This window comes from Micromonospora sp. NPDC048930 (assembly GCF_043197935.1).
In the GTDB taxonomy this organism is placed as follows: domain Bacteria; phylum Actinomycetota; class Actinomycetes; order Mycobacteriales; family Micromonosporaceae; genus Micromonospora.
On the sequence record NZ_JBICUB010000002.1, the window covers coordinates 423,349 to 445,073 of the forward strand.

At 74.8% G+C, this 21,725-nt stretch carries 25 protein-coding genes; 10 read left to right on the forward strand and 15 right to left on the reverse strand.

Annotated features, from left to right (window positions below; translation table 11 throughout):
* Positions 1–207 precede the first annotated feature (207 nt).
* A complete protein-coding gene (locus ACGFI9_RS07370; protein ID WP_393175984.1) occupies positions 208–1,428 on the forward strand; it encodes an MFS transporter in 1,221 nt (406 codons plus the stop codon).
* On the opposite strand, the gene ACGFI9_RS07375 is transcribed toward ACGFI9_RS07370, so the two are convergent.
* The 3 genes from ACGFI9_RS07375 to ACGFI9_RS07385 form a co-directional block, all read right to left on the reverse strand.
* The gene (locus ACGFI9_RS07375; RefSeq protein WP_393175986.1) at positions 1,395–2,513 is read right to left on the reverse strand and encodes a magnesium and cobalt transport protein CorA; all 1,119 of its coding nucleotides are present in this window, start codon (positions 2,511–2,513) and stop codon (positions 1,395–1,397) included. The two genes, ACGFI9_RS07370 and ACGFI9_RS07375, sit on opposite strands and share 34 nt — an antisense overlap.
* Positions 2,514–2,655: 142 nt before the next feature.
* Positions 2,656–3,690, reverse strand: coding sequence for a poly(3-hydroxybutyrate) depolymerase (locus tag ACGFI9_RS07380; RefSeq protein ID WP_393175987.1), 1,035 nt, complete (start codon positions 3,688–3,690; stop codon positions 2,656–2,658).
* Positions 3,691–3,829: 139 nt separating this feature from the next.
* On the reverse strand, positions 3,830–4,423 hold the full coding sequence (locus tag ACGFI9_RS07385) for an FIMAH domain-containing protein (protein ID WP_393175988.1): 594 nt from the start codon (positions 4,421–4,423) through the stop codon (positions 3,830–3,832).
* A gap of 205 nt (positions 4,424–4,628) precedes the next feature.
* On the opposite strand from ACGFI9_RS07385, the gene ACGFI9_RS07390 reads away from it, so the two are divergent.
* The 3 genes from ACGFI9_RS07390 (at position 4,629) to ACGFI9_RS07400 (ending at position 6,805) form a co-directional block, all read left to right on the forward strand.
* Positions 4,629–5,384 (forward strand): SAM-dependent methyltransferase, encoded by a 756-nt coding sequence (locus tag ACGFI9_RS07390; RefSeq protein ID WP_393175990.1) that lies wholly within the window; start codon positions 4,629–4,631, stop codon positions 5,382–5,384.
* Positions 5,385–5,536: 152 nt separating this feature from the next.
* A complete protein-coding gene (locus ACGFI9_RS07395) occupies positions 5,537–5,962 on the forward strand; it encodes an ATP-binding protein (RefSeq protein ID WP_393175992.1) in 426 nt (141 codons plus the stop codon).
* A 45-nt stretch (positions 5,963–6,007) separates the two neighbouring features.
* Positions 6,008–6,805 (forward strand): inositol monophosphatase family protein, encoded by a 798-nt coding sequence (locus ACGFI9_RS07400; RefSeq protein ID WP_393175994.1) that lies wholly within the window; start codon positions 6,008–6,010, stop codon positions 6,803–6,805.
* Between the two features lie 13 nt (positions 6,806–6,818).
* Here the strand turns inward: ACGFI9_RS07400 and ACGFI9_RS07405 are convergent, their stop codons facing one another.
* The 5 genes from ACGFI9_RS07405 to ACGFI9_RS07425 form a co-directional block, all read right to left on the reverse strand.
* A complete protein-coding gene (locus ACGFI9_RS07405; RefSeq protein ID WP_393175996.1) occupies positions 6,819–7,796 on the reverse strand; it encodes an aldo/keto reductase in 978 nt (325 codons plus the stop codon).
* Positions 7,797–7,875: 79 nt separating this feature from the next.
* On the reverse strand, positions 7,876–8,394 hold the full coding sequence (locus tag ACGFI9_RS07410; protein WP_393175998.1) for a DUF2231 domain-containing protein: 519 nt from the start codon (positions 8,392–8,394) through the stop codon (positions 7,876–7,878).
* A gap of 107 nt (positions 8,395–8,501) precedes the next feature.
* On the reverse strand, positions 8,502–9,692 hold the full coding sequence (locus tag ACGFI9_RS07415; RefSeq protein WP_393176000.1) for a sensor histidine kinase: 1,191 nt from the start codon (positions 9,690–9,692) through the stop codon (positions 8,502–8,504).
* A gap of 10 nt (positions 9,693–9,702) precedes the next feature.
* On the reverse strand, positions 9,703–10,368 hold the full coding sequence (locus ACGFI9_RS07420) for a response regulator transcription factor (RefSeq protein ID WP_393176002.1): 666 nt from the start codon (positions 10,366–10,368) through the stop codon (positions 9,703–9,705).
* 11 nt (positions 10,369–10,379) lie between these two features.
* A complete protein-coding gene (locus ACGFI9_RS07425) occupies positions 10,380–11,294 on the reverse strand; it encodes a DUF3152 domain-containing protein (protein WP_393176004.1) in 915 nt (304 codons plus the stop codon).
* A gap of 185 nt (positions 11,295–11,479) precedes the next feature.
* Between ACGFI9_RS07425 and ACGFI9_RS07430 the strand changes: the two genes are divergently transcribed.
* From ACGFI9_RS07430 to ACGFI9_RS07445, 4 genes are all read left to right on the forward strand, one after another.
* Positions 11,480–12,682 carry a DUF2786 domain-containing protein gene (locus ACGFI9_RS07430; protein WP_393176006.1) on the forward strand — a complete coding sequence of 401 codons (1,203 nt, stop codon included), beginning with the start codon at positions 11,480–11,482 and terminating at the stop codon, positions 12,680–12,682.
* A 103-nt stretch (positions 12,683–12,785) separates the two neighbouring features.
* Complete coding sequence (locus ACGFI9_RS07435; protein WP_393176650.1) at positions 12,786–13,145, forward strand: YciI family protein; 360 nt, start codon at positions 12,786–12,788, stop codon at positions 13,143–13,145.
* On the forward strand, positions 13,142–14,386 hold the full coding sequence (locus ACGFI9_RS07440; RefSeq protein ID WP_393176008.1) for an RNA polymerase sigma factor: 1,245 nt from the start codon (positions 13,142–13,144) through the stop codon (positions 14,384–14,386). Before ACGFI9_RS07435 ends, ACGFI9_RS07440 begins: the two co-directional genes overlap by 4 nt.
* Positions 14,387–14,415: 29 nt before the next feature.
* Positions 14,416–15,093 carry a dihydrofolate reductase family protein gene (locus ACGFI9_RS07445; protein ID WP_393176010.1) on the forward strand — a complete coding sequence of 226 codons (678 nt, stop codon included), beginning with the start codon at positions 14,416–14,418 and terminating at the stop codon, positions 15,091–15,093.
* Here ACGFI9_RS07445 and ACGFI9_RS07450 read toward each other — a convergent pair.
* From ACGFI9_RS07450 to ACGFI9_RS07470, 5 genes are all read right to left on the reverse strand, one after another.
* On the reverse strand, positions 15,038–15,532 hold the full coding sequence (locus ACGFI9_RS07450) for a hypothetical protein (RefSeq protein WP_393176012.1): 495 nt from the start codon (positions 15,530–15,532) through the stop codon (positions 15,038–15,040). The two genes, ACGFI9_RS07445 and ACGFI9_RS07450, sit on opposite strands and share 56 nt — an antisense overlap.
* A gap of 203 nt (positions 15,533–15,735) precedes the next feature.
* The gene (locus ACGFI9_RS07455) at positions 15,736–15,909 is read right to left on the reverse strand and encodes a CsbD family protein (protein ID WP_393176014.1); all 174 of its coding nucleotides are present in this window, start codon (positions 15,907–15,909) and stop codon (positions 15,736–15,738) included.
* Between the two features lie 144 nt (positions 15,910–16,053).
* A complete protein-coding gene (locus tag ACGFI9_RS07460) occupies positions 16,054–18,309 on the reverse strand; it encodes a heavy metal translocating P-type ATPase (protein WP_393176016.1) in 2,256 nt (751 codons plus the stop codon).
* Positions 18,310–18,323: 14 nt separating this feature from the next.
* Entirely contained in the window at positions 18,324–19,292 is a 969-nt protein-coding gene (locus tag ACGFI9_RS07465; protein WP_393176018.1) for a hypothetical protein, read from the reverse strand.
* A gap of 35 nt (positions 19,293–19,327) precedes the next feature.
* A complete protein-coding gene (locus tag ACGFI9_RS07470; RefSeq protein WP_393176020.1) occupies positions 19,328–19,537 on the reverse strand; it encodes a heavy-metal-associated domain-containing protein in 210 nt (69 codons plus the stop codon).
* A 151-nt stretch (positions 19,538–19,688) separates the two neighbouring features.
* Between ACGFI9_RS07470 and ACGFI9_RS07475 the strand changes: the two genes are divergently transcribed.
* Positions 19,689–19,988 carry a metal-sensitive transcriptional regulator gene (locus tag ACGFI9_RS07475; protein ID WP_046568942.1) on the forward strand — a complete coding sequence of 100 codons (300 nt, stop codon included), beginning with the start codon at positions 19,689–19,691 and terminating at the stop codon, positions 19,986–19,988.
* 71 nt (positions 19,989–20,059) lie between these two features.
* A complete protein-coding gene (locus tag ACGFI9_RS07480) occupies positions 20,060–20,347 on the forward strand; it encodes an SHOCT domain-containing protein (protein WP_393176022.1) in 288 nt (95 codons plus the stop codon).
* Between the two features lie 106 nt (positions 20,348–20,453).
* On the opposite strand, the gene ACGFI9_RS07485 is transcribed toward ACGFI9_RS07480, so the two are convergent.
* Both ACGFI9_RS07485 and ACGFI9_RS07490 read right to left on the reverse strand, forming a co-directional pair.
* Positions 20,454–21,089, reverse strand: a complete 636-nt coding sequence (locus ACGFI9_RS07485) for a DUF305 domain-containing protein (RefSeq protein ID WP_393176024.1) — start codon at positions 21,087–21,089, stop codon at positions 20,454–20,456.
* Between the two features lie 83 nt (positions 21,090–21,172).
* A complete protein-coding gene (locus tag ACGFI9_RS07490; protein WP_393176026.1) occupies positions 21,173–21,682 on the reverse strand; it encodes a hypothetical protein in 510 nt (169 codons plus the stop codon).
* Positions 21,683–21,725: the final 43 nt, after the last annotated feature.

Consider the following 21,725-nt stretch of genomic DNA (forward strand, 5'->3'; position numbering starts at 1 on the left):
CGGCCCGCTCCGGCGCGCCCGGCGGTCGATGGGTTACCGTCGGCGGGTGATCCCGGTGGAGGCCGTCGCGGCCGCGTACGCGCAGTGGATCACGCCCGCCCTGCCGCTGTACGGCAACGACCACGAGCGGGCCGACTTCGCTCCCTGATCCGCTCCCGGATCCGAACGCCTCCTCCAACCCGAAGCGTCCACCGGGAGCGATGCCTCATGTCCGTCGACAGTTCCGGGATCCGGATGGTGCTGCGCGCACCCCAGGTCCTGCGGGTCCTCGTCAGCAGCCAGGTCGGTCGGCTGCCCACCGCCAGCGGGCCGCTGGCCCTGCTGCTGTTCGCCCGGCAGTCGCTGAGTCTGGCCACCGCCGGCCTGCTGGTGGCCGCCTACACGGCCGGGATGGCGGTGGGCACGCCGCTGCTGGCCCGGGCGGTGGACCGGTGGCGGCAGCCGCCGGTGCTGTGGGGGTCGGCGGTGCTCTCCGGCCTCGGGTTCGGCGCGGTGGCGCTGACCGGCGGCCACCTGGCCGGCGCGGTGGTCGGTGCGGCGGTGGCCGGGCTGGGTACGCCGCCGCTGGAGGCCTGCCTGCGGACCCTCTGGCCCAGCCTGCTCCCGGCGACCGCCGTGCCGACGGCGTACACCCTCGACATCGCCGTGCAGGAGGTGATCTTCGTGGTGGGCCCGCTGGTCACCCTGCTCGCGGTGACCCTGGGCGGGCCGGCCGCCGGGCTGGTCGCCGCCGCGCTGGCGCAGCTGGCCGGCACGGCGGCGTACGCGATGGCACCGGCCGCCCGGGCGTGGCGCGGGGTGCCGGCGGCGCGGCACTGGGCGGGCCCGCTGCGCGTACCCCGGTTCGCGGTGATGGTGGCCGGGGTGGTCGGCGTCGGCGCGGCGGTCGGCAGCATCGCGGTCGCGGTGACCGGCTACGCGGAGGCGGCCGGCGACCGGCGGCTGAGCGGCTGGCTGCTCGCCGCGCAGGCGGCCGGCGCGCTGGCCGGCGGGCTGCTCTACACCCGGGCCCGGCCGGGTGGTCCGGGCCGGCTGCCGCTGCTGGCCGCCTGTCTGGCCGTGGGGTACCTGCCGCTGCTGCTCGCCCCGGGGCCGGTGGCGATGGCCGGCCTGCTGGTGGTCAGCGGGTTGGCGTTGCCGCCCGTGCTGACCGCGATCTTCCTGGCCGCGGAGCGGCTGGCGGAGCCGGGCACGGTGGCCGAGGCGTTCGCCTGGGTGGCCACCGCGTTCGTGATCGGCAGCGCCGCCGGCTCGGCGCTCGCCGGCCCGCTGGTGTCGACCGGCCTCCGGTACGGCCTGGCCGTGGCGCCCGCCGCGGCGCTGCTCGGGACGCTGGTGCTCGGGGCGGTCTCGGCGAGTGACCGGCGGGACCACGGTGGCGCACGGCCGGACGGTCAGAGCCAGCCGCGGCGTTTGAAGAGCAGGTAGAGAGCCGCGCAGACGGCGGCCATCAGGACGAGGGCGAACAGGTAGCCGTAGCGCCAGCCGAGCTCGGGCATGTGGACGAAGTTCATCCCGTAGACGGTCCCGATCAGGGTGGGCGCGAAGAGGATCGCGGCCCACGCGGAGACCCGCTTGATCTCCTCGTTCTGCGCGAAGCTCGCCGCGGTGAGACTGCGCATCTCCTCGTTCTGGGCCTGCGAGACGAGGGTGGCGTTGACCGTGAGGATGTTCTGCAACAGGTGCCGGAACCCGTCGACCCGCTCCACGACCTGGGTGAGGTGGTCGGTCACGTCCCGCAGCCGGCGGCGCAGCTCCTCGTCGGTGCGGTACCGGTCGAAGCCGGCCGCGAGGGCGTCGAGCACCTTCAGCAGCGGGCCGGCGGCGCGCTGGAACTGGATGACCTCCCGGCTGAGTGCGTAGATGCGCCGGCTGGCGTTGGGATCGCCGCCGAACACCTCGGTCTCGATCTCGTCGATGTCGTTCTCGAGGCCGGCCACCACCGGGGCGTAGCCGTCCACCACCTGGTCGAGCACGGCGTACAGGACGGCTTCCGGGCCGAGGGCGAGGACCTGGGGATCGCCTTCCATCCGGCGCCGTACGGCGGCCAGGTCGGGCGCCTCGCCGTGCCGGACGGTGATGACGAAGTTCGGCCCGAGGAACAGGTGCAGCTCGGCGAACTCGACCTCCTCGCGCTCGTCGAGGTAGCGGGCGGCCCGCAGCACCACGAACAGGGTGTCGCCGTAGCGTTCCAGCTTGGGCCGCTGATGGGCGTTGATGGCGTCGTCGACGGCCAGTTCGTGCAGTTGGAACTCGTCGGCCAGCGAGTGGAGCTGTGCGCGGTCGGGCCGGCGCAGCCCGATCCAGGCCATCCCCCGGCCGAGTTCCTGCAGGCAGCGGTAGGTGTCGGCGAGCGTGGCCGGGGAGGCGTGCCGGTGGCCCTGGACGTAGACGGCGCTCTCGACCAGGTCACCCCGGTCCCGCGACGGTCCCGCCGCCTCGTGCTCGTGCGCGTGCTCGTCGAGGCTGCGACCGAACCCTCCCGACGGCGACGTCCACCGGTTGTCCCCCATCGACCTCTCCCGACCGCGCCGGCCGGCTCCGGCGACCCCGCCGGAGTCCCCGGGACCGGGGCGGCGAAACCCGCCCGGTGACGCCGGCCGGACCGGGGCCGCCGGGGCGCCGCCACGGAGGAGGCGTCAGGGGCGGTAGCGGTCAGCCGTCCAGGCGGCGGACCATGTTCATGATCGTCTCGACCTGGTAGCCGCCCTTGATCGGGTAGTTGGTGGCGCCGAGGTAGCCCCACCAGTCCCAGCAGCCGTTCGGGTTCACCCCGGTCGCGATCGCCTGCGGGTAGAGCACGATCAACCGGTTGGTGTCGGCGTACTGGTTGAGGTTGGCCCGGTCGACGAAGGCGGTGCCCACCTTGGCGTACCCCTGGGCGCAGCCGTGCAGGGCGACCAGCAGGCGGCAGGTGTTCCCGGCGGCGCAGGCGCTGGGCACGTACGCGAAACCGCTGGAGTCCATGCTCAGCCCGTTGGCCCAGCCGTTGGTGGCGAAGGTGTCCTGGCTGAACCGGATGAGCGTGCCGCCGAGCGGGCCGGTGTTCGGCGCGGAGACCGAGCCGAGCAGCTTGCCGAGGAAGGCGCCCTGCGGGTCGGTACCGCAGTCGTTGAGGAAGGGCGAGGCGGTCGCGGTGCAGCCGACCGTGCCGTACGGGGTGACCCAGGAGTGGCCGGCGGCGCTGCCGGAGTCGTACCGGACGCTGGCCCCGAAGTCCTGGTAGTAGCGGACCAGGTCGTCGGTGACGGACTTCTTCACGGTGCTGTCGCTGCCGCCGTGGTAGACGTACACCGGCTGGCCGGCGAGGTTGCCGGTGCCGTCGATCCAGCCGTAGGACGCCCAGGTGCGGGTGTAGCTCTCCAGGGTGGACACGTACGTCGGGTAGATGTTGTCACCGCAGCCGTAGAGCGCCTGGTTGACGTTGTTCTGGGCGCAGTAGTACGGGCCAGCGGCGAAGACCGCCGCGCCCCGGATCCGCGCCGAGTAGGCGACCTGGAGCTGGGTTGCCATGTACCCGCCGGAGGAGACCCCGGCGACGTACACCGCGGAGATCGGATAGCTGCGGAGCGAGCCGGAGACCGGTGTCTTGGTGTACGGCGTGCCGGCGGCCCGGGCGGCGGCGCCGCCGGGCAGGACCAGGAGGAGGGCCGCGGCGAGGGTGGTGGCGGCTTTCCACGGTGTCTTCATGGCGTTCTCCCGTCGGAGCGCCGGCGGGACGGCCGGCGTGCGGGAACGCTAACGTGACATAGACCACAGCAGATATCCGTCCGGCCGACACCTCGACGGCGCCGACGGTGTGGGCGGCCCACTGCCGCCGCCGGCGCCGCTACAGGGCCTCGGCGAGTTGGGTCGTCGCGGCGACGAGGGCCTGGTAGCCGGCGGCGCTGAGCCGATTCGCCGAGCGGAGTTCGACCAGCGCCGCGGTGAACTCGCGCAGCTTCTGCCGGGTCCGGCCCACGTCGCCGGAAGCGAGCGCCCGCTCCGCGTCCCGCAGGCGCCGCTGCAGGTTCTGGCCGTCCTTACGGCGCAGCTCCCCCTGCTGCATCAGCCCGTCCAGCCTGCTCTTCAGCGCGGCGAGGAGTTTCGCCGCGTCGGCACCGGGCCGCGGCGCGGCGGACGACGGCGACGGTGAGGCGGTCGGCGTGGGCGAGGGTTCCTCGCTCACCGACGGGTCGACGGGCGGATCGGACTCGGTGGCCACGGCGTATCCGGCCCCGGGACGCGCGCCGTCGCCGTCCCCACCCCCGGCCAGCACCAACGTCAGCGTGGCGACCAGCACGACGACGGCCGCTCCGGCCACCGCCAGCCACATCAGCCGGTGGCCGTCCTCGGTCGCCCGGTGCTGGCCCCGCGTCGGGCGGAACAGCGGAAACGCGGCCCGGGGCGGGTCGGCGTGCGGCGGATCGGGAAGGGCGGACACGCCGGACATCATGCCAACCAGGCAGGTTGCCCGCAGCCCGTGCCCCCGGCCGGGGATATTCGCTGGTCGTCCCGTCGGATGACGGCTAGCCTCGCCGCAACGTCACTCCGAGACCGCGAAGAGGGTGTTTTGGTGCCCGTGCCGACTGTGCCGATCCGAGCCGATCTGCGTCAGCCCGTTCCGACACCGACAACGCATCCCAGGAGTGACCACATTGGATCTGCCACGTAGCTTCACCATCCGCGAGGGCGACCTCCGGATCATCAACCCGTTCGACGCCGGCAAGCTGGCCACGCTGGGCCGGGCGATCAAGCTCGAACCCGGCACGTCGATCCTCGACCTGTGCAGCGGCAAGGGCGAGCTGCTCTGCACCTGGGCCCGGGACCACGGCGTCACCGGCACCGGGGTGGACATCAGCACCGTCAACACCGCCGCCGCCCGGGAACGCGCCGCCGAGCTGGGCGTCGCCGACCGGGTCCGGTTCGTGCACGGCGACGCCGCGACGTACGTCGCGGACGAGCCAGTCGACCTGGCCGCCTGCGTCGGCGCCACCTGGATCGGCGACGGGGTGCCCGGCACCCTCGAGATCCTCCGCCGCAGCCTGCGCCCCGGCGGAATGGTCCTGGTCGGGGAGCCGTACTGGCGGCTCGACCCGCCCGATGAGGAGGCCGTGATCGGCTCCCACGCCCGGTCCCGGGACGAGTTCCGGGATCTGCCCGGGCTGGTCCGGCTCTTCGGCGAGTGCGGCTGGGACCTGGTCGAGATGGTCCTCGCCGATCAGGACAGCTGGGACCGGTACGCGGCCGCGCACTGGCTCAACCTGCGCCGCTGGCTCGACGCCAACCCGGACGACGAGTTGGCCGGGCAGCTGCGCCGGGAACTGACCGAGGACCCGCTGCGGTACGTCCGCTACCAGCGGGAGTACCTCGGCTGGGGCGTCTTCGCGCTGCTGCACCGCTGACGCCCGGGTCGGCTCCCCGGTGTTCCGGCAACTCCAGGTCGCGGCGCGTCGCGGCCGCGGAGCCGTCGTCGGGGAGCCGGCCCGCCGGCGTGGCCGGGTCTCGGCCCGACGCGGCCGGCTTGGCGGGCGGCTACGCAGGGTACAGCGAGACCATGGGACAGCTGCGTACGTCGCCGCCACCGCCACGGGCCACCGAGCTTGAGCGGTGGGTGCTCGACACGCCCGCCGAGCTGCGCGACCTGCGCGCCTCGCTGCGGTACGCGCTGAACCGGCACGGCCTGGTACAGGGCGAGGAACTCGACGAGGTGCCGCACCTCGTCGTGCTCGTCGCCACCGAACTGGCCACCAACGCGCTGCGGCACGGTCGCCCGCCGACCATCGTCACCCTGCTCCGCGCCGACCACTGCTTCCTGCTCGTCGTGACCGACCACGACGTGAGCAGCGTGCCCGAGCTGACCGACGTCCACCCGCTCGACTCGGGGGGTCGGGGGCTGTTCCTGGCCCAGTCGGTCTCGCTGGCCGTCGGCTGGTACGCCACCGAGGGCACCAAGAACATCTGGGCCTCGTTCCCCCGCTGACCCCGCCCGGCGGGCGCGCCGGTCAGGCCCGGATAGTCTGCCCGGATGATCAACTCGTACGCGGGCCTTGACGATGCCGGGGTCGCGGTGGCCGCGGCACGGGCCGGCGCCGACGTGGTGCGCGGCAGGTACGGCCAGCGGCTCGCCCGCATCGACAAGGGTGGCGGGGACTTCGCCACCGCGGCCGACGTGGCGGCCGAGCAGGCCATCCTCGGCGTCATCCGCGCCGCCCGGCCCGATGACGCGGTGCTCGGTGAGGAAGGCGGGCAGCAGGGCGCGGCCAACGCCGTACGCCAGTGGTTGGTGGATCCCCTCTGCGGCACGCTGAACTACGCCGTCGGCAACATGCTGGTGGCGGTCAACGTGGCGCTGCGCGACGGGGCGGCGGCGGTGGCCGACCCGTTCAGCGGCGAGGTCTTCGTCACCGACGGTGCGACCGCCTGGGTACGGCACGACGGGGCCGACACGCGGCTGGCGCCCACGCCCGCCACCCGGCTGGTGGACGTCAACCTGGATCCGCCGTTCCCGAGCGCGCCCGCCCTGCGGGCCGTGGACCTGCTGGCCCACCCCGAGTTCGTCGCGCGGTTCCGGCCGCGGGTGGTGTCCACGACGCTGGCGCTGGCCTGGGTCGCCGCCGGCAAGCGGGCCGCGTACGTGACCGACGGCGGTGACCTGTCGCAGAGCGTGCACTTCGCCGCCGGTATCGCGCTGTGCCGGGCCGCCGGCTGCGTGGTCACCGGGCTCGACGGCGGACCGATCGGGCCGGCCGGCCGCGGGCTGGTGGTGGCCGCCGACGCCGAGACCCACGGGCTGCTGATGTCGATGATCCGCGGCCGGGCCTAGCGCGCTGCCGCCCCTAGAAGCCCGCCACCGGGTGCGGGACGTACGGCGCCTCCAGCGCGGCCACTTCCTCGTCGGTCAGCTCCATCGCCAGCGCCGCCACCGCGTCGGTCAGGTGGTGCGGCTTGGTCGCGCCGACGATCGGCGCGGTCACCGCCGGGTTGCGGGCCACCCAGGCCAGCGCCACCTGCGCCCGGGGTACGCCCCGCTCCCGCGCGATCCGGGCCACCGCCTCGACCACCGCCCGGTCCGGCTCCTCGGTCCGCGCGTAGAGGCCCTTGCCGAACTCGTCGGTCTCCGTCCGGGCGGTGCGCTCGCCCCAGTCCCGGGTCAGCCGGCCCCGCGCGAGCGGGCTCCACGGGATCACCGCGATCCCCTGGTCCAGGCAGAGCGGCAGCATCTCCCGCTCCTCCTCGCGGTAGAGCAGGTTGTAGTGGTTCTGCATGGAGACGAACCGGGTCCAGCCGTGCCGCTCGGCGGCCCAGAGGGCCTTGGCGAACTGCCAGGCGTACATCGAGGAGGCGCCGAGGTAGCGGACCTTGCCGGCGCGGACCAGGTCGTGCAGCGCCTCCAGGGTCTCCTCGATCGGCGTGGTCGGGTCGAGCCGGTGGATCTGGTAGAGGTCCACGTAGTCGGTGCCGAGCCGGCGCAGGCTGGCGTCGATCTCGCTCATGATGTGCTTGCGGGACAACCCGCCGCGGTTCGGCCCGGGGCCCATCCGGCCGTGCACCTTGGTCGCGATGACCACGTCGTCCCGGCGGGCGAAGTCCTTCAACGCCCGGCCGACGATCTCCTCGCTGGTGCCGTCCGAGTAGACGTTGGCGGTGTCGAAGAAGTTGACCCCCAGCTCCAGCGCCTGCTGGATGAACGGCCGGCTCTCCTCCTCCGGCAGCGACCACGGGTGCGGGCCCCGGCTCGGTTCGCCGTAGCTCATGCAGCCCAGGCAGAGCCGGGACACCTCCAGGCCGGTCGACCCGAACTTCACGTACTCCATCCGGTCTTCCTCCTCCGCCCCCGGCGCCGCGCGTCCGCCGTCCATCTCATCACCGACGGGCGCGCGGCGCAGGCGCGGGTCAGTCGCCGTCACCCTCGCCGTGCCCGGCGGTCGCCGCCGGGGTGTTCCCCCAGACCGCCTTCGCGCCGGTGTCCCCGACCCGGTAGAGCTGCACCAGGTTCGCCGCCGCGACGACCACGGCCAGCACCGCGACCACCACACCGACCGCGCCCGGCCCCGAGGTACGCCGGGTCCCGGCCGGGTCCGCGGCCGTCCCGGCGGCGGACCGGCGGTGCAGCCCGTACAGCGCGAGCGCGACGACCAGCAGCGGCACCGCGAACCAGATCAGGGTGTCCCCCAGCTCGGCGTGCCGGCCCGGGTCACCTACCCGGCGCTCCAGGTTCTCGCCGCTGGAGGTGGCGAGCGGGATCGCGACCGTGGCCAGCGCGGCGACCAGCAGCACGAGCCCGCCGAAGCGGCCCCGCCAGGAGGGTCGGACGGCCAGCGCGACGACGCCGAGCGCGGCCAGCGGCAGGAGGACCACGACGGCGTGCACCACGAGCGGGTGCACCGGCAGTCCGTTGACGTTGTCGGGCACGATCTCTCCTCAAGATCGGGGGACTTCACTCTGCGTGCCACACAGTGCCCGCCGTTTCTTGGGAAGTTCTTGCCCGCCGGCCGCCGCCCGCCGGCACACGCCGGCGCTCAGGCCGGTGGCAGCAGGAGGGTGAAGGTGGCCCCCGCGCCCGGGGCGCCGGTCACCTCGACTGAGCCCCGGTGCGCCCGGGCCACGTGCTGCACCAGCGCCAGGCCCAGCCCGAACCGCCGCCCGGCCCCCGACGTGCCGTGCGCGAACCGGTCGAAGAGGCGGTCCGCCTCGGCCGGGTCCAGCCCCACCCCGTCGTCGGCGACCTCGGCCGCCACCCCGCCGTCCCGCCGGTCGACCGTCACCGTGACGTGGCCGCCCTCCGGCACGTGCCCGACGGCGTTGTCCACCAGCGCGGTCAGCGCCCGGCGCAGGGCCGTACGGGCACCCCGCACCAGCACCGGCGCGGGCGCCTCGACCCGCAGGTCCACCTCCCGGCCCTGGGCGTACGCGGACATGCTGGCCACCACCTCCCGGGCCACCTCGGCGAGGTCGACCTCGGTGTCCGGGAGCGGCTGGTGCTCGGCGGCGGCGGACACCAGCAGGTCCTCGACCACCTCGCCGAGCGCCCGGGTGTCCGCGACGAGCTGGTCGAGCTGCCCGGCGAGCCGCTCGGGCGGCTGGGTCCGGACCCGCCGGGCCAGCAGCTGGGCCCGGGTGTGCAGCACGGTGAGCGGGGTGCGCAGCTCGTGCGAGGCGTCGGCGACGAAACGGCGTTGCAGGGTGAGCGCGGTGGCCAGCGGCGCGACCGCCCGCCGGGCCAGCAGCGCGGCGGCGACCAGCGCGCCGGCCAGGCCGGCCAGCTCGGCCACCAGCAGCGCGAGACCGAGCTCCTCCTGCTGGCGACGCAGCGGAGCCAGGTCGGCGGCGACCGCCCAGCGGCTGCCGTCCGCCCGGCGGGCCACCAGCACCCGGAGCGGCCGGTCGTCGCCGACGCCGGTGTCGTACCGGCCCGGGCGCCGGCCGACCGCGTCGTGCAGGACGCGGACCAGCGCCGGGGACGCCCCCGGGGTCACCTCGACCGGGTCCGCCCCCGGCCGCTGCCGGGCGAGGACCTGGCCGGGTGGCGGGTCGTCCACGTCGTCGGCGATCGCCAGCACCCTGGTCAGCCCGTTGTCCAGCGCCCGGGACTCCTGCCCAATGGTCAGCACGTACATCAGCGCGCCGACCAGCAGCAGGACCAGCCCGATCGCCCCGCCGGTCTGGGCCACGCTGCGCCGCCGGGCACGGGTCAGCCGGGCCTCGTCCACGCCGCCCGCCTCAGCCGGGGCCGAGCCGGTAGCCGAGCCCGTGCACCGTACGGACGGCGTCCCGGCCGAGCTTGCGGCGCAGGTGGTGGACACAGGCGTCCACGGTGCCCGGGGCGTCGGCGTGGTCGAACGCGGCGCTGAGCAGCTCGGCCCGGGTGAAGACCTTGGTCGGCCGGCCGGCGAGGGCGTGCAGCACGGCGAACTCGCGGGCGGAGAGCGGGATCTCCTCGGCGCCGTCGACCACCCGGCGGTTGTCCACGTCCAGCCGGCGCCGCCCGAGCGGCAGCCAGCCGGCCGCGTCCGGGTGCCGGCGGCGCAGCGCCCGCAGCCGGGCCAGCAGCTCGGCCACCTCGAACGGCTTGACCAGGTAGTCCTCGGCCCCCGCGTCCAGCCCTTCCACCCGGTCATGGACCGCGCCCCGGGCGGTGAGCAGCAGCACCGGACAGGTCACGCCCCGGGTCCGCAGCCGGGTGACCAGCGCCAGGCCGTCCAGCGCCGGCAGCCCCCGGTCGACCACCATGAGCTGGTAGTCGCGGGTGAGCCCCCGGTGCAGCCCGGTGTGCCCGTCGCCGGCCACGTCGACCGCGTACCCCTCCTCGGTGAGCAGGTCCGCGAGCAGGTCGGTGAGGGCACGGTCGTCCTCGACCAGCAGCAGGCGGGGCGGGGCGCTCTCCACCCGCCCAGTATTCACCCGCCCGCGACGGCGCCGTCCTCGGCGGGAATCGGATCGTCGTACTGGCCGGACGGGCCGGTGAGCAGGGCGTCGGCCACCCGCGGCCACGGGTTCGGCGTGCAGCCGTGCAGGGCGAGGGTCTGCTGGAGCATCACCGGCGCCGGGCCGCCGGCCCGGGGGCAGAGTTCGTGGCCCCGGCCCAGCCGGTGCCCGACCTCGTGGTTGAGCAGGTACTGCCGGTAGGCGCCGAGGTCGGGGAAGTGCGGCACGCCGTGCACCCAGCGGGCCACATTGATCACCACCTGGTCCCCGTTGCGGCAGGAGGTGTAGCGGTCGGTGGGGTCGGCGCAGAGCCGGCCCCGGGTCATCGGGGTGGTCAGCAGCACGGTGAAGTCGGCCGGATCGTCCCGGCCGACCCGTTGCAGCCGCCACTCGCCACCGCCGGTCCAGCCGCGCGGGTCGGCCAGGATCGCCGCCACCTCCCGGGCGAAGCGTTCCACGTCGAGGTTCCCGATCCCCTCCTCCACCGCCACCCGGTAGCGGAGCAGCCGGCCGGCATGCCCGGCCACCGCTCCGACGGCGGTGGCGGTGCGGAAGGCACCCGTGCCCCGGGCCGGGTAGGTGATCGCACCGGTGGCCCAGCCGGCCCCCGGAACGACCGGCGCGGCCGGGGACCCGGTCGGCGCCGGGCGCGCGGTGGCCACCCTTCCGCCGGCCGCCGCCGGCTGGGTGGGGAGGCCGCGCCGGGCGGCGTACGCGCCACCGGCGGCCACCCCGACCGCGACGACCAGCGTCAGCAGGGCCACGGTGCCGGCGCGGGACGCCCGCCGCCGGTGCAGCCCACGATCCCGCGCCCCGCGCCCACCCACCACGGTCTCCGTCCGTCGCCCGCCCCGGTCCGCCCGGAGGTACGGACGCCGCGCCCCCACGGTTGAACGGTGACCCCACTCACCGGCGGCCGGCCCGCCCACGCCGGTACCGTTCCTCCTCTGGCCGGCGGGTTGCGGCATCGCGCGATGTCCCGCGGCAGGCCCGGTCCGCCGCGTTCCGAGTGGGGCGTGCGCGCCCCGCCCGGCGCCCTGGCCGGACGACGACGATCTTGAGGAGGCCGACCGTGTCGGACGCCGAGCGGCTGCTCGCCGACGCCCTCACGGCGGCCCACGGCACCGACGTACGGGCGGCCGAGCGCGCGCTGGACCGGCTGGTGGTCGGCGACCCGTCGGCGGTGGACGCGGCGCTGCTGGCCCGCCTGGTGCGCGCCGTCGGTCGGCTCTGGCCGCGCGGCTGGCAGCCGGTCGACCTGGACCGGATCGCGACCCGGCGGCTGGCGCCCCGGGGCGCGCGGCTGCTCCGGAACGTGCTGGCCGCCCAGCGCCGGGAGCTGTCCGGCCCGGTCCCGCAGTGGTTCGACGACCAGCTCGCCGAACTGGGCGCGGGGTGGGACGCCGACGCGGGCTGGCTGGACCGCCGGGCCGAGGGCGACCGGATCACCGCGCTGCGGGACGCGGTGGACGCGCTCGGGCTGGTCGAAGGGCTGCCGCCGATCGCCACGCTCCGCCCGCCACCCGGCGTGCCGGCGGCCGCCCCGCGCGCCGCCGCACCGGCCACCGGCTCGCGCATCCTGGACCGGGTCCGCGCGCTGCTGGCCAAGGCCGAGTCGACCACCTTCCCCGCCGAGGCGGAGGCGCTGACCGGAAAGGCCCAGGAGCTGATGGCCCGGCACAGCATCGACGCGGCGCTGCTCGACGCGACCGCCGAGCGCCCCGACCAGCCGAGCGGGGTGCGGCTGGGCACCGACGCCCCGTACGCGGCGGCCAAGGCGCTGCTCATCCAGGAGGTGGCGGCGGCGAACCGCTGCGAGTCGGTCTGGTCCGACCACCTGGGCTTCGCCACCGTGCTCGGCTTCCCCGCCGACCTGGCCGCGGTCGAGCTGCTGCACACCTCGCTGCTGGTACAGGCGACCGCCGCGATGCTGCGCGGGCGGGGCGAGCGCCGGGCGGGCAGCGGCCGGCGGACCAAGGGCTATGACGAGTCGTTCCTCAACGCGTTCGCGCTGCGGATCGGCGAACGGCTCCGGGCGGCCACCGCGGCCGAGGAGCGGGCGGCGGCCGAGGAGCGGGGCGACGACCGGCTGCTCCCGGTACTCGCCGCCCGCTCGGACGCCGTCCGGGAACGCGTCGACCAGCTCTTCCCCGGCGTCACCCGGCACCGCCTCCAGGTGCGCGACGCCGAGGGCTGGACCTCGGGCACCTCGGCCGCCGACCGTGCCTCGCTCGACATCGGCGCGCCCGGCCGCCGCGCGGTACACGGTCGCTGACTTTTTCTCAGGGAAGATGTCGGATCGGATGTCCCGGCTCCGACCCGTCTGCGAGAGGCGCCACCACCGGTGGCCCGTACCCGAGGAGTGGACCGTGAAGTACATGCTGCTGATCTGGAACCGGCCCGGCTTCGTGGAGGAGCTGTCCGAGGAGGAGCGGAACGCGATCTTCGGCTCGGTCGACAAGATCATGAAGGAGCTGACCGAGTCCGGGGAGTTGGTCGGCGGCGAGGCGCTGGCCCACCCGTCGCAGACCCGTACGGTCCGGCGCGGCGCCGGCGGCGTCGAGATCACCGACGGGCCGTTCATGGAAAGCAAGGAGCAGTTCGCCGGCTACCTGACGGTCGACTGCGAGACCCCGGAACGGGCCGCCGAGATCGCCGCGAGCTGGCCGGACGTCACGCACGGGGTCGGCGTGCTGGAGGTGCGGCCGGTGATGGAGCAGGCCGGGACGGAGATGTGACGTCGCCGCTCGTCGAGGACCTGCTGCGCACCCTCGCGCCGCAGGTCCTCGGCGTGCTGGTCCGCCGGCACGGCCAGTTCTACGCCTGCGAGGACGCCGTCCAGGAAGCGCTGCTCGCCGCCGCGACCCAGTGGCCGGCGCAGGGCGTCCCCGACCATCCCCGTTCGTGGCTGGTCACCGTGGCGACCCGCCGGCTCACCGACGAGTGGCGCAGCGAGCGGGCCCGCCGGGACCGCGAGGTCGCGGTGGCGGTCCGGGAGCCGGCGTACGCGGCGGTCGCCCCGCCCGCCGACGAGGAGCCGCCGGCCGGGGACGACACGCTGAAGCTGCTCTTCCTCTGCTGCCATCCGGCGCTGACCGGCTCCGCCCAGGTGGCGCTGACGCTGCGCGCGGTGGGTGGGCTGAGCACGGCGGAGATCGCCCGGGCGTACCTGGTGCCGGAGGCGACGATGAGCCAGCGGATCCGCCGGGCCAAGCAGAAGATCGAGGCGGCCGGGGCCCGGTTCGTCCTGCCCTCGGCCGCCGATCGGGACGAGCGGCTGCGGGCCGTGCTGCACGTGCTCTACCTGATCTTCAACGAGGGGTACACCGCCTCCAGCGGTGGCGAACTGCACCGGACGGAGCTGACCCAGGAGGCCATCCGGCTGGCCCGGGAGCTGCACCGGCTGCTCCCCGACGACGGCGAGGTCTCCGGCCTGCTCGCGTTGATGCTGCTCACCGACGCGCACCGGGCGGCCCGGACCGGCCCGGGCGGGGAACTCGTCCCGCTGGCCGAACAGGACCGCGGCCGCTGGGACCGGGCGGCGATCGAGGAGGGCATGGCCCTGGTGACCGAGGCCCTGACCTGGTCGCCACCCGGGCCCTACCAGGTGCAGGCGGCGATCGCGGCGGTGCACGCCGAGGCGCCGTCGGCGGCGGAGACGGACTGGCCGCAGATCGTCGCGCTCTACCGGGTGCTCGCCCGGATCGCGCCGAACCCGATGGTCACGCTCAACCAGGCCGCCGCGGTGGCCATGGTGGACGGTCCCCGGGCCGGGCTCGCCCTGCTCGCGCCGCTCGACGCCGACGACCGCACCGCCGGACACCACCGGCTCGCCGCCGTCCGCGCCCACCTGCTGGAGCTGGCCGGCGAGCGGGACGCCGCGCGGGCGGCGTACCTGGCCGCCGCCCGGGCCACCACCAGCCTTCCGGAACAGCGTTACCTGGAGGTACGGGCCGCCCGGCTCGGCACCGACCGATGAGTTCCACCGGCCTGGGGAGTCCACCGGACATGAAACAGGTGACCAGCCAGATCTCGGTGTCGCTGGACGGCTACGTCGCGGCGCCGGAGCAGAGCAGGGCGGATCCGCTGGGCCGGGGCGGACTGCGGCTGCACGAGTGGTTCTTCGCCACCGAGAGCTGGCGCGCGCAGCACGGGCTGGCCGGTGGTGAGCGCAACGTCGACGCCGAGGTGGTCGACGAGATGACCGCCGGCATCGGCGCGTACGTGATGGGCCGCCGGATGTTCGGCGGCGGTGAGGGTGCCTGGGACCGGGAGTGGACCGGTTGGTGGGGTGAGGATCCGCCGTTCCACGTGCCGGTCTTCGTGCTGACCCACCATCCCCGCGAGTCGCTGGTGAAGGGCGGGACGGAGTTCCACTTCGTGACCGACGGCGTCGAGGCGGCGCTCGCGGCGGCCCGGGCCGTGGCCGGCGACCGGGACGTCGCGGTGGCGGGCGGGGCGAGCGCGATCCGGCAGTACCTCGCGGCCGGGCTGCTGGACACGCTCTGGCTGCACGTGGTGCCGATCGTCCTCGGCGGTGGCACTCCCCTCTTCGGCGGGCCGCTCGACGTCACCCTGGATCCGGTGCGGGTGGTGCCCGCACCGACCGTCACCCACGTGAAGTACCGGGTCAGACCCGGCACTCCCGGGTCAGCCGCTGCGGGATCGTCACGAACGTCGAGCTGAGCCACTTCACCGGGCTGGCCGACTTCGCGCCGCTGTCGATCTTCTGCGCCGTCTCGGTGACCAGCGCCTTGATCTCCGGGTCCTCGGCCTTGGCGGCCTGGCCGCGTACGTCGTCGGCCAGGTCGGCCAGGTCCGCCTTGACCTGCGCGTTGAGCTGCTCGGGGGTGAGCTGACGAGTGGTGGCCGCCGCCGAGTCGGCGGCGATCTCCTTGCTCTTGGCGATGATGAGCTTGTCCACCGCGGCGCAGACCGCGGCGGTGTTCGCCGCGGTCACCGGCGAGGCCGCGACGGTGCTCGGGGCGGGCTCGGCGGAGACGGTCGGTACCGGACTCTGCCAGGCTCCCGGGGCGGCGGTGTCCTCCCCGGCGGGCTGGCAGGCCCCGGCGAGCGCGGTCATGGTCACCAGGGCGGCGGCACGGATGGCGGTGGTGGCGGACATCGTCCTCCCCGTACGGTCGTCGGCCGTCGGTCACGGCCGGTGGTCAGCCGGGGCTTCCTCACGGTGCGGCCGCCCGCGCCCCGGACGGATCGGACGGCGACGGATCGAGTGTGCCAAGGACCGGCGCTCCCCGCCGGACACGCGGTCCGCGCGCAGCGCGCCGGGCCGGCGAGGTGCCGGCCCGGCGTCGCGCACGAGGCTGTTCAGCTCTTGAAGGCGTCCTTGATCTTCTCGCCGGCCTGCTTGAGGTTGGCCTCGGCCTGGTCGTTGCGGCCCTCGGCCTCGAGGCGCTCGTTGTCGGTCGCCCGGCCGACGCCCTCCTTCACCTTGCCGGCGGTGTTCTCGGTCGCGTTTCCGATCTTGTCGTCGTAACCCATCGGAACCTCCACTCAGCAGTACGTCCTGACGATGTGGAGGTACCCCGCCGTCCGCCGGCTCAACCCGCGGACCTCACCGAGGGTGAACGGACCCGCCGCCGGCCCCGGTTGGACCGGGACCGGCGGCGGGAGGTTGCCGGCGATTCAGCCGACCGGGCGGAACCGCCGCAGCCGGAGGCTGTTCGCCACCACGAAGACCGAGGAGAAGGCCATCGCGGCACCGGCGATCATCGGGTTGAGCAGACCCGCGGCGGCCAACGGCAGCGCGGCCACGTTGTAGGCGAAGGCCCAGAACAGGTTGCTCTTGATGATGCGCAGCGTGCGCCGGGAGAGCCGGATGGCGTCCACCGCCGCCATCAGGTCGCCCCGGACCAGGGTGAGGTCGGACGCCTCGATCGCCACGTCGGTGCCCGTGCCCATGGCCAGCCCCAGGTCGGCCTGGGCCAGCGCGGCGGCGTCGTTGATCCCGTCGCCGACCATCGCCACGGTCCGCCCCTCGCCCTGGAGGCGCCTCACCACGTCCACCTTGTCGGCCGGCAGCACCTCGGCGATCACCTCGTCGATGCCGACCTCGGCGGCCACCGCCCGGGCGACCGTGGTGTTGTCGCCGGTGAGCAGCACCGGGGTGAGCCCGAGTTCGCGCAGCCGCGCGACCGCCGCCCGGCTGGTCGGCTTCACCACGTCGGCCACCGCGAGCACGCCCCGCGCCCGGCCGTCCCAGCCGGCCAGCACCGCCGTCCGACCGGCGGCCTCCGCGTCGGTCGCCGCCCGGACGACCTCCTCGGGTACGTCGAGGCCCCGCTCCCGCAGCAGCCGGAGCCGCCCGACAACCAGGTCCCGGCCGTCGACCGATCCGGTCACGCCGAGCCCTTCGGCGTTGGCGAAGCCGGTGACGGTTGGCAGCGGGCCGCGTGCGCCGGCGCCGTCGGCGACGGCCCGGGCGATCGGGTGCTCGGAGGCGGCCTCCAGCGCGCCGGCCAGCCGGAGCAGCTCGTCGGCGTCCTCACCGGCGGCGGGGAGCACGTCGACCAGCGTCATCTTCCCGGTGGTGACGGTGCCGGTCTTGTCCAGCACCACGGTGTCCACCTGGCGGGTCGACTCCAGCACCTCCGGGCCCTTGATCAGGATGCCCAGCTGGGCGCCCCGGCCGGTGCCGACCAGCAGCGCGGTCGGCGTGGCCAGGCCCAGGGCGCACGGGCAGGCGATGATCAGCACGGCCACCGCGGCGGTGAACGCGGCGGTCGTCCCCGCCCCGGTGCCGAGCCACCAGCCGAGCGTGCCGGCGGCCAGGGCGATCACGATCGGCACGAAGACCCCGGAGATCCGGTCGGCGAGCCGCTGCACGGCCGCCTTGCCGGTCTGCGCCTGCTCCACCAGCTTCGCCATCTGGGCGAGCTGGGTGTCCCCGCCGACCCGGGTGGCCCGGACGACCAGCCGGCCCCCGGCGTTGACGGTCGCGCCGACCACGGTGTCCCCCGGCCCGACCTCGACCGGCACGGACTCGCCGGTGAGCATGCTGGCGTCGACCGCCGAGGTGCCGTCCTCGACGACGCCGTCGGTGGCGACCTTCTCGCCGGGGCGGACCACGAACCGGTCCCCGACGACGAGCTGGTCCACCGGGATCCGGGTCTCCCGGTCGCCGCGCAGCACCGCGACGTCCTTCGCGCCCAGCTCGAGCAGGGCGCGCAAGGCGGCGCCAGCGGTCCGCTTGGAGCGGGCCTCGAAGTAGCGGCCGGCGAGGATGAAGACGGTCACCCCGGCGGCCGCCTCCAGGTAGATGTTGCCGGCGCCGTCGGTGCGGGTGATGTCGAAGCGGAACGGGTGGGTCATCCCGGGCATCCCGGCGTCGCCGAGGAAGAGCGCCCAGAGCGACCAGCCGAACGCGGCGAGGGTGCCGAGCGACACCAGGGTGTCCATGGTGGCCGCGCCGTGCCGCAGGTTGATCCAGGCGGCCCGGTGGAACGGCAGCCCGCCGTAGACCACGACCGGGGCGGCCAGGGTCAGCGACAGCCACTGCCAGTAGTCGAACTGCCAGGCCGGCACCATGGCCAGCAGGATCACCGGCACGGCCAGGGCCACCGACACCCACAGCCGGGTACGCAGCCCGCGCAGCTCGTCCACCGGCTCGGCGGCCGCCTCGCCGGCGGCCTGCGCGGGCGGGGGCGGCACGACGGCCGTGTAGCCGGTCTTCTCCACGGTGGCGATCAGGTCGGCCGGGGTGACGTCGTCGACGAACCGGACGGTGGCCTTCTCGGTGGCGTAGTTGACCGTCGCCTCGACGCCGTCCATCCGGTTGAGCTTCTTCTCGATCCGGGCGGCGCAGGAGGCGCAGGTCATGCCGCCGATCGCGAGTTCGATCTGGTTCGGCGCGACCGGCAACGACTTCGCGGTCGAGGTCATCGCGGCACCTCCTGTCAGCTGTGTCCGTGACCCGGGGTGCCGTGGTCGGCGTCCGGGGTCGGTGCGGTGGTGGTGGCCGGCGCGGCCGGCGGCGGGACGTCGCCCGCCACCACGGTGAACTCCGCGGTGTGCACCGCGTCGCCGTGCCGGAAGTCCAAGTAGAGGCGGTACGTCCCGGCCGAGGGCACCTCGGCGGAGAAGGTGACCGCCGGGCCGGCGGGGGTCCGCCCGTCGCCGGGGGCGCCCTCCGGGTGCACGTGGAGGTAGGCCAGGTCGCCCTGGCGCAGCGCCACCAGGTGCCCGTACGCCCCCAGGTAGGGCTGGAGGTCGGTGACCGGCCGGCCGTCCCGGCTGACGGTCAGGGTGAGCCGGCTGGACTGCCCGGGCTGCGGGGTGCCGGCGAGGGTGACGGTGTAGCCGTCAACGGTGGTGCTGCTGGCGGGCGCCGGCAGCGGCCGTTCGGCCAGCGCGCCGGGGACGGTGACGTCGACCCCGAGGGTCAGCGGCTCACCGCCGGTCGGGGTGAAGTCGGCGAACGCCCGCCAGACGCCCGGCCCGGCGAGCGGCGAGGCGACCCGCCAGGTGCCGTCGGCGGCCAGGTCCGGGTGGACGTGCCGGAAACCGGAGAGGTCGCGGCGGGCGACGATCAGGTGCATGCGCTTGTCGTGCGCCACGTCGAAGCGGGTGACCGGCCGGCCGTCCGGGCCGGTGATGCGGAAGGCGAACGCGCCGGTGTCGGCGGTCACCGGTTGCAGGGTGTAGCCGCGGTCGGAGACGAGCAGCCCGCCGGGCAGGTGGCTCGTGGCGGCCCCGCTCGCGTGGCCGTCGCCGTGGCCGGCGGCGGTGTCGTGACCGGCGCTGGTGGTGTCGTGGCGGGTCTCGGCGGCGGGGACGGGGCCGGCCAGGTGACCGACCCCGTACGCCGCGCCGAACACCGCCGCGAGGCCGAGGGCGAAGCCGCTCAGCTTCGTCGCCGTGTTCATCGTGGTACCTCTGTTCCTTCGGGTCTGCGGACCCGTCACGCCCCGACGAGGTCGTAACCGGCCTCGTCGACGGCGGCGCGGACGGCGTCCGTCTCCAACGGGCTCTCACTGGTGACGGTGACCTGGCCGGAGGCCAGATCGACCTGCACGTCGGTGACGCCCGGGAGGGCGCCCACCTCGGTGCTGACCGAGTTGACGCAGTGCCCGCAGGTCATGCCCTGGACCTGGTACGTGGTGGTGACCATCGCTGCTCCCTTCCGCCGCCCCATCCTATACCCCCCAGGGGTAGCAGGAAGAGAGACGGCTGCCACTCTTGTCGTCACCAATACCCGGAGGGGGTATCGGCCGATGACAGGACAGTACCATACCCCGGAGGGGTACGCTATCCTTGATTTCATGACCGCACCGACGACCCCGACCCGGGGCTACACCGCCAGCAAGGACCAGCTGCTCGCGCGGCTCCGCCGTATTGAGGGCCAGGTCCGCGGCATCGAGAAGATGGTCGAGGACGACCGCTACTGCATCGACGTGCTGACCCAGATCTCCGCCATCCAGGCCGCCTTGGACAAGGTCGGCCTCGGCCTGCTCGACGGGCACGCCCGGCACTGCATGCACGAGGGCGCCGCCGAGGGACGCGCCGACGAGATGGCGACCGAGATGATGGCCGCCGTCGGCCGGCTGATGAAGCGGGGCTGACCAGGACTTCCGGCCCGTAGGTCAGGTCGCCCGACCCGACCCGCACGGGTCGCTCCCGGCGTACGGTCGAGGTGGCGACCGGGGCCGGCGCCACCCTCGCGCCGGACCGGCCGACCCTCGGGTACGGACGGGAGGGCGGCCAGATGATGTGGAACGGCCCGATGATGGGCTGGATGTGGATCTGGTCCCTGGTGGGGCTGGCGGTGCTGGTCGCGCTGGTCTGGCTGCTGTTCCGGCTCACCGCGCGCGACCGCACCGGCAACGCCCCCTCCTCGGCCCGGCGCATCCTCGACGAGCGGTACGCCCGCGGCGAGATCGACGAGGAGGAGTACCGCCACCGCCGCGCCGACCTCACCTGACCGCGGGGAGGGGCGCGGCCGGGCGGGATCGCGCCGCATCCGGGAAGTAGTGGCATCGGAGTGGGCCCGACACCACTACTTCCCGGATCGAGCACGACCCCGCGAATCAGAGCCGGTCGAGCAGCTTCTTCATGGTGTCGATCTCACCCTGCTGGGCGGTGACGATCTGCTGGGCGAGCGCCTTGGCCTCCGGGTTGGCGCCCTGGGCCAGCTCGTCCTTCGCCATGGTGATCGCGCCCTCGTGGTGGGCGATCATCATGGTCAGGAACTGCCTGTCGAAGTCCGTGCCGGACGCCGCCGCGAGCTTCGTCATGTCCGCGTCGGACATCATCCCGGGCATGCCGTGATCCATCCCCGGCATGCCGTGACCGGCGCTCGCCGAGGGCACCGGCCGCCCCCAGGCGGTCAGCCAGCCGGTCATGGCGGCGATCTCCGGCGCCTGGGCGCCCTTGATCTGCCCGGCCAGCTTCTTGACCTCCGGATCGGCGGCCCGGGTCTCGGCCAGCTCGGCCATCTCCACGGCCTGCTGGTGGTGCGGGATCATCATCTGGGCGAACATCACGTCCGCGTCGTCGAACGAGGCCGAGGCCCCGGCGGTGGGCGTGCCGGTGCCGCCGGCGCCCGGCATGTCGTGGTCGGCGTCGGCCGTCGAGTGGTCGCCGCCGCAGGCGGCCAGGACGAGGGCGGCGGTGACGGTCGCGCCGGCCAGGGCGGCCCGACGCGCGAGGGTACGAGTGAACACGGTGAAAGCCTTTCGGTGTCGGAACGTACGCAGCGGGCGGGGACGCGGGTCACCGGTGTCCGGTCCACCCGCGTCGGGCGCTCCTATCTGCGCAGCACCGACGCCGCGGCGAGGCGTAGCCCGTACGGCCGGGTGGGCGGGGCGCGCGACCCGGAGGCGACGCGGAACGGCCCGTCGACGGTCGGGCCGGCCGTGTGTGAGCGGGCCCGCAGCAGCACGGCGGCCAGCAGCGCGACGGCGAACGCGCCGAGCACCGCCAGGCAGACGCTCCAGCCGGACGGGTCGCCGCCGAGGTGCCCGAGCGGGAGGGCGCGCACCGCGCAGCCGTCACCCGCGCAGTCCGGAGCCATGCCGGCGAGCCCCGGATGAACGGCCATCCCGGCGATGGCCGGCAGATCCGCCATCGCGGCGAGGCCCGCAGGGGTGGCCGGCTCGACGGGGGCCGGGTGGTGGGCGATGCCGTGCCCCGTGTCCTGGTCGGCCGGGGCGTGCCCGCCGTGGCCGAGGGTGTGCATCGCGGTCAGCCCGACCAGGGTGCAGAGCAGCAGCAGGAGCCGGACCCACCGTCCGGTCACCGCCGCCTCCGTCGCCACGGCCACCACGGTAACCGGTGCCGCCGGCCGGGCCGGCCGGAAC